This window comes from Desulfotruncus arcticus DSM 17038 (assembly GCF_900113335.1).
GTDB classification, from domain to species: domain Bacteria; phylum Bacillota; class Desulfotomaculia; order Desulfotomaculales; family Desulfallaceae; genus Desulfotruncus; species Desulfotruncus arcticus.
In genome coordinates, this window is record NZ_FOOX01000012.1 from 170,109 (window position 1) to 178,539 (window position 8,431).

An 8,431-nucleotide genomic window follows, 5' to 3' on the forward strand; every position below is an offset into this window, starting at 1 on the left:
GGATTTAAAAAGGAGTATAGCAGTGATGGAATTTTTAGCTAAAGATTTATCCAACCTTAGGCAGCATAACCTTTATCGCCACCTGAACACAATGAATGAGGCCCAGACCGCCCGTACAATAGTTAACGGCAAAAAGTGTATTTTATTGTCATCCAATAACTATCTCGGGCTTACCGAGCATCCGGAATTGATATCGGCGGCCAGGGATGCTATTAGTCTTTGGGGCACCGGCGCGGGTGGTTCACGGTTAACCACGGGTAATTTCAGGCTCCATGAAGAATTGGAAACAGCCATCGCTAATTTTAAAAATACCGAAGCGGCCGTTGTGTTTAATACCGGCTACATGGCTAACCTTGGAACGATAACCGCACTGACCGGAAAAGAGGATGTCATCTTCAGTGATGAACTTAATCACGCCAGTATTATCGACGGGTGCCGGCTCAGCCGGGCCAAAACCGTGGTTTATCCCCATAAAAATATCGGCGCCCTGGAAAAATTGCTGCAACAAGCTTCAGGCTGGCGCCGTCTGCTTATCGTCACGGACGGAGTTTTTAGCATGGACGGCGATCTGGCCCCATTACCTGGTTTGGTGGAGTTGTCGGAAAAATACCATGCTCTGCTAATGGTGGACGATGCCCATGCCACAGGAGTATTAGGTGACCGCGGCGCCGGGTCGGCCAATCATTTTGGCCTGGAGGGCAAAATTCCGATCCAAATGGGTACCCTGAGCAAGGCGATAGGCAGTGCGGGCGGCTATGTCGCCGGGTCCCGTGATTTAATTGATTACCTGAGAAACAAAGCGCGCAGTTTTATTTTTTCCACAGCTCTCCCCCCTTCTGTAATCGCTGCTGCTCTGGCGGCGCTTGGGGTTATGCAGAAAGATCCGCAGTTGCGCCAAAAGCTTCATTTTAACGCCCGGTACCTCAGGTCCCGGCTGAAACAAATGGGCTTTACCATCCTGGCTGAAGAATCCCCTGTAATACCTGTGTTAATAGGCGATGCAAACAAAACCGTACAAATGGCTCAACAGCTGTTGGTCCTGGGCGTGTTTGCCCCGGGAATCAGGCCGCCTACAGTGCCGCCGGGAACGAGCAGAGTGAGGGCTACGGTAATGGCCACGCATACCCGGGATGATTTGGATCAGGCCCTGGCAGCTTTTGGAGAGGCCGGTCAAATACTGGGAATTATCCGGTGAATAAGGAGGAGAAAGTAATGCACGGTTTTTTTATTACCGGCACCGACACCGGCGTCGGTAAAACCGTCGTCACCGCCGGTTTGGCGGCGAATCTTAAACAAAGGGGATTTAACGTGGGTATTATGAAGCCCTTGCAGTCAGGAAGCGAAAAAACCGAACGAGGTCTGGTTTCCATTGACGCTTCATATGCCATGCAAGTGGCGGAAATTAACGATCCTATGGAAATAGTCAGCCCGTATCGGTTGGAACCACCTCTGGCTCCGCGTATTGCGGCTGAAATTACGGGTGTTACCATTGATATGGATAAAATTAGCCTGGCCTACCAGGAATTGTGTGAACGACATGATTTGATACTGGTGGAGGGGGCTGGCGGCATCATGGTGCCTATAACTGGGAAGTTTTTAATGGCCGACCTGGCTATATTACTTGATCTGCTGGTTTTGATCGTGGCCAGGCCCGGTCTGGGTACGGTAAATCATACATTATTAACTGTCGAGTACGCCAGGTCAAGGGGTATTCAAATAGCCGGAATTATTATCAATGATTTCGACCAAAGCAAGGCCGGTCCGGCGGAAAAGACCAACCCGGGGCTAATTGAAGAGTTATCCGGAGTCCCCGTGGTTGGAGTAATACCCCATGATCATGATTTGGATGTAGATACATACAGCCCGGGTCAGGTTACCAGGCTGGTCGGGGAAGGAGTTGACTGGGAGAAAGTTTTCCTGCCGGTTAGCTGATTAAAAAAAGAAAGGGGACACACCCCTTCGGTGAATGCCCCCAATTAGAAGGAGGAGCATTATGGATTATTATAAGCCGGAACAATTGGAACAGTGGGACAAGCAATATGTATGGCATCCATTTACCCAAATGCGTCAGTGGCAAAAGGAAAAGCCGTTAATCATAGCAAAAGGGGAAGGCAGCTATCTTTATGACCTGGAGGGCAATAAGTATCTGGATGGCATCTCTTCACTGTGGGTTACCGTACACGGGCACCGGAAAAAAGAAATAAACCGCGCCATTATAGAACAACTGGATCAACTGGCCCACAGCACTCTGCTGGGTCAGGCCAACATACCTTCAACGCTGCTGGCCCGTAAATTGGTGGAAATAACCCCGGAGGGACTTAATAAGGTTTTTTATTCTGAAAGTGGCTCCACCGCGGTGGAGATAGGATTGAAGATCGCCTATCAGTACTGGCAGCAAAGAGGGGAAGAAAAATACAAAACTAAACGTAAATTTGTCTCTCTGGCCAACGCTTACCACGGGGATACCATCGGTTCGGTAAGCGTTGGCGGCATCAATCTGTTTCATAAAATATTTGCAGGGTTGTTGTTTGAAACTGTAAACGCGCCCTCGCCCTACTGTTACCGTTGTCCTTTGCATTTAAACCGTGAGAGCTGCACTATGGACTGCGTCAGAGAAATGGAGTCCCTTTTGGCTGACCACCATCATGAAATAGCCGGGGTGGTAATAGAACCACTGGTGCAGGGAGCTGCCGGCATGCTGGTTGCACCTGAAGGCTATCTGGCCGGAGTAAGGGAACTTTGCACCAGGTTTGATGTTTTGCTCATTGCTGATGAAGTGGCGGTGGGGTTTGGGCGTACCGGGAAAATGTTTGCCTGTGCCCATGAAAACGTCAAACCCGATATCATGTGCCTGGCCAAAGGGATAACCGGCGGTTACCTTCCCCTGGCGGCCACTATGGTTACTGATGAAATATATCAGGCCTTTCTGGGAGAAATAGATGAATGCAGAACTTTTTATCATGGACACACCTATACCGGTAATCCGGTGGCCTGTGCCGCCGCTCTGGCCAATTTGGAGCTCTTTGCCAGGGACCAATTAATTGCCGGTTTACAGGAGAAAATTGCTTTCTTCAGTGCTGATTTGAAAAGATTTATGGAGCTTCAACATGTAGGCGACGTGCGTCAAAAGGGGTTGATGGCCGGTATTGAAATTGTGGGAAATAAGGCCGCTAAAGAACCTTTTGCAATTAAATACAACATCCCCCACCGCATCGTCCTGGAAGCCAGAAAAAACGGTTTAATTATCAGGCCGCTGGACAATGTAATCGTGCTTATGCCCATTCTTTCCATGAGTCTGGCTGAACTGAAACGACTTTTAGACATTACCTACGCAGCAATTAGAAAAGTGACCGAGGAGGAAGCTCTTTAGTGCAAGCAGCAAATAATGAAATAAAGGCTGAGGTACCGGTAAACAAGCAAGACGCAGTTAAGCTCAATCAGCTTAAAGGCGCCGCTATTTACGATTTAACAGCTCTGGCGGGAAGGGTTACCCGTCATTCTTTTCCTGAAAATAAAGTGGAGTTGTGTTCTATTATCAATGCCCGTTCGGGCCGCTGCAGCGAGGATTGTGCTTTTTGTGCCCAATCAGTTCATTATAACACCAACGTTGCCTATTACCCCATGCTCAGCCCGGAAGAAATTCTGCGCAGCGCAGTTAAAGTGGAGCAAGCAGGGGTGCGGCGTTTTTCCATGGTTACCAGCGGCCGGGGCATTGCCGGCCGCGATCTGGAAAAGATACTGGAAACCATCGCGCTCCTGCGCCGGGAAACAAATCTCACCCTGTGCGCATCCCTGGGTATAATTAATGAAAAGCAGGCATCAATGCTGGCCGAAGCGGGATTGTCCACCTACCACCATAACCTGGAGGCAGCCCCCGGATATTTTGATCAAATCTGCACCACCCATACTTATCAGGAAAGGGTGCAGACCATCTTAAACGCGAAAACGGCAGGTCTTAGGGTGTGCGCCGGGGGGATATTGGGTTTGGGCGAATCGCCGGTGCACCAGGTGGAGTTGGCCTTTGAATTACAAAAGCTGCAGATTGACTCAGTGCCGCTAAATTTTTTAAACCCCATTCCCGGGACGCCGCTGCAAAGCCAAAGGGCCATCTCTCCTTTGGAGATATTGAGGGCCATAGCCGTATTTCGATTGGTAATCCCCCGGGCGATACTGCGCCTCTGCGGGGGTAGAAAAGAAGGGCTGCGCCGCCTGCAGCCCCTTGCGTTTCTAGCCGGGGCCAACGGCCTGATGGTGGGTGATTATTTAACTACCGGCGGTGAAGTGCTGCAAGAAGACCTGCAGATGCTTCTGGATATGGATTTAGCAGTGTTTTAGCGGGCGGGCCCTAACGATCTTGGATTAAATAGTTACTTAAACGTATTTACAGCTATTGGTGGATGTGTTATATTGTATACAAGATAACTCCGTTGGGAGGAAACTACCTTGTTTAACGCAGCCAGATACAATACAACTGGTACAGGTATGACCCTCATGTGCACCGCTATGGGCATGTGTGGGTATTTTGTGCTGCTTAAACAAAATATTTTTTGGTTTCCCAAGCCGGAGTTGGCCTAAATAACGAAACTAGCACATTAAAAAGCCACCCTGATGGGTGGCTTTATTATTTTAAGGAGGTTTTAATTATGACTTTAGAGTTACCGGTCTTTGTGCAATGCGAGGGGGCCTGGCTGGCGCTGTCCGGAAGCGGAGAAGTTATAGTTCTTGGAGCTTGTTTTGAAGATGCTATTAATAAGTCGTTCTTAAAAGGCTGTTACTAATTATCTCTTGCGCTCACCCAGGTAAGGCGTGTTTTTGATACGATTGATGTAATTATACGGTAACCCAAAAAATTCAGCGCCTGCGATGATATGGTTTAGATAATCGGCGGAAGGGAGAAAATTCCCTGCTGATATGGCGTTATGGCTTTCCATGCAAAAAATTCCGAAATGGGTTCGTACCGGCACGCGAATTCTTTTAAAGCCTGCTGATACACCGGCATAGCGGTCAAGTTCCGTCCAGTGCTCATCAGTAACATAAAAGGCTGCGCCCCAGACAGAATCGTCTTCGGAATAGGTAATGCCTGCCACGCCGCCGGACCATTGTTTTAATGCTATTGGAAAGTTCAAGCGGTAATCCCGAATTTCACCCCGCATTAAAAAATGGCTGTCCGGACGCCGGTCCCGGTAGCATTGTCCGGGGTGCAAATCAGAACCATAAGCAAAATATAAATTGCCTGAGTTTGACAGCTCGACCATTTGCGCATGGACCATGGATCTAACTTGGTCCAGAGATTCTTTGCAAATAAAGTAGCGCCTGTGGTGGGCTGGTTTTTCCAGATCGTCCGGGAAGGTTCGAATTAGGTTTTGATGTAATAAATCATTAATTACTTCACCAGCGGTACTCTCAGCAATGTTTAAGCGGCGTGTGATAATTTCAAAAGGCAGGGCGTTATCCACGTCCCTGATTAGACCAAGAAGTAAAGAATGGAGATTTAGATTTTTATTTGCCAAATCAATCACTCCCCCTATAAGCATTGTAATTGCTGCAGGTTATCATGGCAATAACAAACGCGCGCGTAATTATTCTTTTAAGCGCTTAATTTTTAAATAAAGCATAGGCAACTATGGTTAGCTAAGCATGTAACCACAATTAAGAGAAGAAAAGGGTTGTAGGGAATATGAAAATCAGGAAAGCCAATATTATTGACGCATTGGCAATTGCGGAAGTAAGGGTTGATACTTGGCAAACTACCTACCGGGGAATTATTCCAGATGAGCATTTAGATAATCTTTCATATGAAGATGCTGAGAATTCTTTTTCGGAGTTAATTTCTAAAAATAATTGCTTTTTATATGTTGCCGAAAACGAAGTAGGGGAAATTGTTGGTTTTGCCGCTGCCGGCGCTGAGCGATTTGAAAATCCCTATTACCAAGGAGAAATCTATGCCATGTATGTCTTAAAAAATAATCAGCGCCAGGGTATTGGCACCCTGCTCTTCCGTTCCATGCTTAAAGAATTAAAACAGTTGGGTTTTTTTTCAGTGATATTGTGGGTCTTAGCCGGCAACCGTTATAAAAAATTTTACGAGGACCATGGCGGAAAACAAATTGAATTTAAGATCATGAATATTAATGGTTTTGATGCCGAACTGATTGGATATGGATGGCCTGATATTAGCAGGTTGAATATTTAATTAATATATAATCCAAGGAGGATTAAGAAATGGAATATGGTGAGGTATTAAAACATCTTGCTCCCTGTGGCCTGGACTGTGTCAGATGTGCCGATTATGAATATGGGGAGATTAAGCAATTAAGCACAAGACTTATTCAACTGCTCGACAATTACGGGAGAGTAGCGAAAATGAAAGCGGCGGCAAAGCCTTTATTTAACAATTTCTCTCAATTTGAAGAGATGCTGAACGCTTTTTCCCATGCTTCATGCAGCGGATGCAGGGGGAATAATGTGCAGTGCTTTATAGAATGTGCGGCAAAAAACTGCCATAAAGAGAAAGGTGTTGATTTTTGTTTTCAGTGCAACGAGTTTCCCTGTGATAAACAATTTACCGGTCGTTTAAGGGAACGCTGGATACAAAGAAACAACCGCATGAAGGAAATTGGTATAATTGAATATTATAACGAGCAGGTCAAATTACCCAGATATTAAAAAGGAATATTTTACTAAGATTGAGAAAAGGCATGAGAATAACCATGGTTATTCTCATGCCTTTTTCGTAGGAAGAACTACAAGCATTTTGCTTCAGCATAGTTCCCATTCGCCGATCCATTTCTGCTTTGAATAATTATATTGGCGTCTTTATACTTTGTTGTTTTCTGATTTGTACCTCCAACCAATGATATCAGAAAAAGGGGTTATCTGCTGATCATATTGTGTGCTTTTAGTAACCTGTACCGTTTTAGGTAACATTGTAGTTCCTGTTGCACCTGTATTCGCACCGGCTGCATCTACAGTTAACAGGCTTGTACCAATGCACAATGAAAGAATAAATGCAGGGAGTTTCCTATTTAATTTTTTCATTTTGTACCTCCTTAGTATTTTTATATATTGGTAAATCTGAGTATGAATCTTTGATTTCGCTTACCGTACCAAAATATTGGCCGTTGAAGTAAAAATCATAACCGTTATCCTGGTTTTGCACTAAATATGCGTTTTCACTCGTTAGTTCAACGGTATAAGACTCGTCCTGAGGCGATATGGAATATGGCTCAAATACTAAGAAAAAAGATAAAAACACTATAAACATCATGGGCAAGATTGCTAAAAAAATGTTCTTGCTATTTGTACTAGCTTCCGGATTATTGCCTTCCAAAACTATGTGAAACCGCTGAGAAAGAGGACAGCTATTTTTACCACCAAAAGTCAATGCCATCTCATTTAGCTGCTTATTTACTTGGCTTTTGGCTATCTTTAAAAGGCATTCTAAGTATTTGATTTTTTCCAGTTCGTTCAATGTCTTTGTAACAGTAAGATCAATATGTATTTTAAGTGCTTTCGATATCTGTTTTTCAGCAAACATACAAAAGGATTCCACCAATATATGATATGTAAAAATTCAGTAACTATTTTAATCCATAGATCGCCATGATAATAATGAGCAACTTCATGGCTCAGGATATAATACCATTCTTCTTCTGAAAGCTCTATTTTAGGAGCAGCTGTGACTAATTGGATTGATAGCAGAGATGAAGTGCCTAACAATGGCTACATTGATTTCTAGTTTAAGATAGTTAGTTGGTGAGAAACCATAACAGCGTCTTTTTAAGACGCTGTTATGGCAAATAAAGGAGAGAGATATGGATTACTTAGCATTAGACAAAGGACTTCTGTTTCAAATATTGGTTCCTTGCAATTTTCTTTTTTTTAAAATTATAGGTTTTCAATACACATTCTTTAACAATATGTATAAGAAAAAAGTAATTGTAGCAGGAATATTAGTTTCAATTTCGGTTTAACCCCCTATTATTAGAGCCTGTATCCCACAATCTCCAAATTACATAGAATTTCATCAAAGTAGGGGTAATAGGTTTTTTTAAATGGTAGGCCGGCGGCCTTGACAGCCCCCTAAGGGCTGCGGTGTTGTTAGGCTACCGACGGGCGGCTCCGAAAACATGCAGCATGTTCAGCCCGTCGTGATATATGGGTACCACAGCCCTTTTAACGTGCTATCAAGGCTACCCTACGGCGCCTAGTGCCAAGCCCGGGTACCTCTGGGGCTCACCAAAAACATACTTTTCTAAACCTTAACAATAAAGGGTTTAACCTTGCCGGCTGCTAATTCATTGATAAATTCCAAAGGCGATAAGTCAGATAAACTGCCATGCATACGGCGTTTATTGTAAAACTGAATGTAATCACTAATAACCTGATACGCATCCTGATAACTAACAAACTCGTGCCTGCTCAGGCAGTC

At 44.8% G+C, this 8,431-nt stretch carries 13 protein-coding genes; 8 read left to right on the plus strand and 5 right to left on the minus strand.

Annotated elements, in window-relative coordinates; all coding sequences use genetic code 11:
- Positions 1-25 precede the first annotated feature (25 nt).
- The 6 genes from bioF (at position 26) to BM056_RS27335 (ending at position 4,778) form a co-directional block, all read left to right on the plus strand.
- Positions 26-1,195, plus strand: coding sequence for an 8-amino-7-oxononanoate synthase (gene bioF, locus BM056_RS16330; protein ID WP_092472482.1), 1,170 nt, complete (start codon positions 26-28; stop codon positions 1,193-1,195).
- 17 nt (positions 1,196-1,212) lie between these two features.
- Positions 1,213-1,932: a dethiobiotin synthase gene (gene bioD / locus BM056_RS16335; protein ID WP_092472483.1), complete on the plus strand. Its 720-nt coding sequence runs from the start codon at positions 1,213-1,215 to the stop codon at positions 1,930-1,932.
- A gap of 61 nt (positions 1,933-1,993) precedes the next feature.
- Entirely contained in the window at positions 1,994-3,370 is a 1,377-nt protein-coding gene (gene bioA / locus BM056_RS16340) for an adenosylmethionine--8-amino-7-oxononanoate transaminase (protein WP_092472484.1), read from the plus strand.
- Positions 3,370-4,335, plus strand: a complete 966-nt coding sequence (gene bioB / locus BM056_RS16345) for a biotin synthase BioB (protein WP_092472485.1) — start codon at positions 3,370-3,372, stop codon at positions 4,333-4,335. The genes bioA and bioB overlap by 1 nt, the downstream gene beginning before the upstream one ends.
- A gap of 108 nt (positions 4,336-4,443) precedes the next feature.
- A complete protein-coding gene (locus tag BM056_RS27330) occupies positions 4,444-4,575 on the plus strand; it encodes a hypothetical protein (RefSeq protein WP_274377557.1) in 132 nt (43 codons plus the stop codon).
- Positions 4,576-4,643: 68 nt separating this feature from the next.
- Complete coding sequence (locus BM056_RS27335; protein ID WP_274377558.1) at positions 4,644-4,778, plus strand: hypothetical protein; 135 nt, start codon at positions 4,644-4,646, stop codon at positions 4,776-4,778.
- Here BM056_RS27335 and BM056_RS16350 read toward each other — a convergent pair whose 3' ends face one another.
- Positions 4,779-5,510, minus strand: a complete 732-nt coding sequence (locus BM056_RS16350; RefSeq protein WP_165613564.1) for a gamma-glutamylcyclotransferase family protein — start codon at positions 5,508-5,510, stop codon at positions 4,779-4,781.
- Positions 5,511-5,677: 167 nt separating this feature from the next.
- On the opposite strand from BM056_RS16350, the gene BM056_RS16355 reads away from it, so the two are divergent.
- Both BM056_RS16355 and BM056_RS16360 read left to right on the plus strand, forming a co-directional pair.
- The gene (locus BM056_RS16355) at positions 5,678-6,193 is read left to right on the plus strand and encodes a GNAT family N-acetyltransferase (RefSeq protein ID WP_092472487.1); all 516 of its coding nucleotides are present in this window, start codon (positions 5,678-5,680) and stop codon (positions 6,191-6,193) included.
- Between the two features lie 29 nt (positions 6,194-6,222).
- Complete coding sequence (locus BM056_RS16360; RefSeq protein WP_092472488.1) at positions 6,223-6,666, plus strand: DUF3795 domain-containing protein; 444 nt, start codon at positions 6,223-6,225, stop codon at positions 6,664-6,666.
- Between the two features lie 150 nt (positions 6,667-6,816).
- Here the strand turns inward: BM056_RS16360 and BM056_RS16365 are convergent, their stop codons facing one another.
- From BM056_RS16365 to BM056_RS27680, 4 genes are all read right to left on the minus strand, one after another.
- Positions 6,817-7,038 (minus strand): hypothetical protein, encoded by a 222-nt coding sequence (locus tag BM056_RS16365; protein WP_092472489.1) that lies wholly within the window; start codon positions 7,036-7,038, stop codon positions 6,817-6,819.
- A complete protein-coding gene (locus BM056_RS16370; protein WP_165613555.1) occupies positions 7,022-7,537 on the minus strand; it encodes a hypothetical protein in 516 nt (171 codons plus the stop codon). Before BM056_RS16370 ends, BM056_RS16365 begins: the two co-directional genes overlap by 17 nt.
- Positions 7,468-7,719, minus strand: a complete 252-nt coding sequence (locus BM056_RS27675; RefSeq protein ID WP_092472491.1) for a M56 family metallopeptidase — start codon at positions 7,717-7,719, stop codon at positions 7,468-7,470. The genes BM056_RS16370 and BM056_RS27675 overlap by 70 nt, the downstream gene beginning before the upstream one ends.
- A 535-nt stretch (positions 7,720-8,254) precedes the next feature.
- Complete coding sequence (locus BM056_RS27680) at positions 8,255-8,425, minus strand: IS3 family transposase (protein ID WP_353740151.1); 171 nt, start codon at positions 8,423-8,425, stop codon at positions 8,255-8,257.
- Positions 8,426-8,431: the final 6 nt, after the last annotated feature.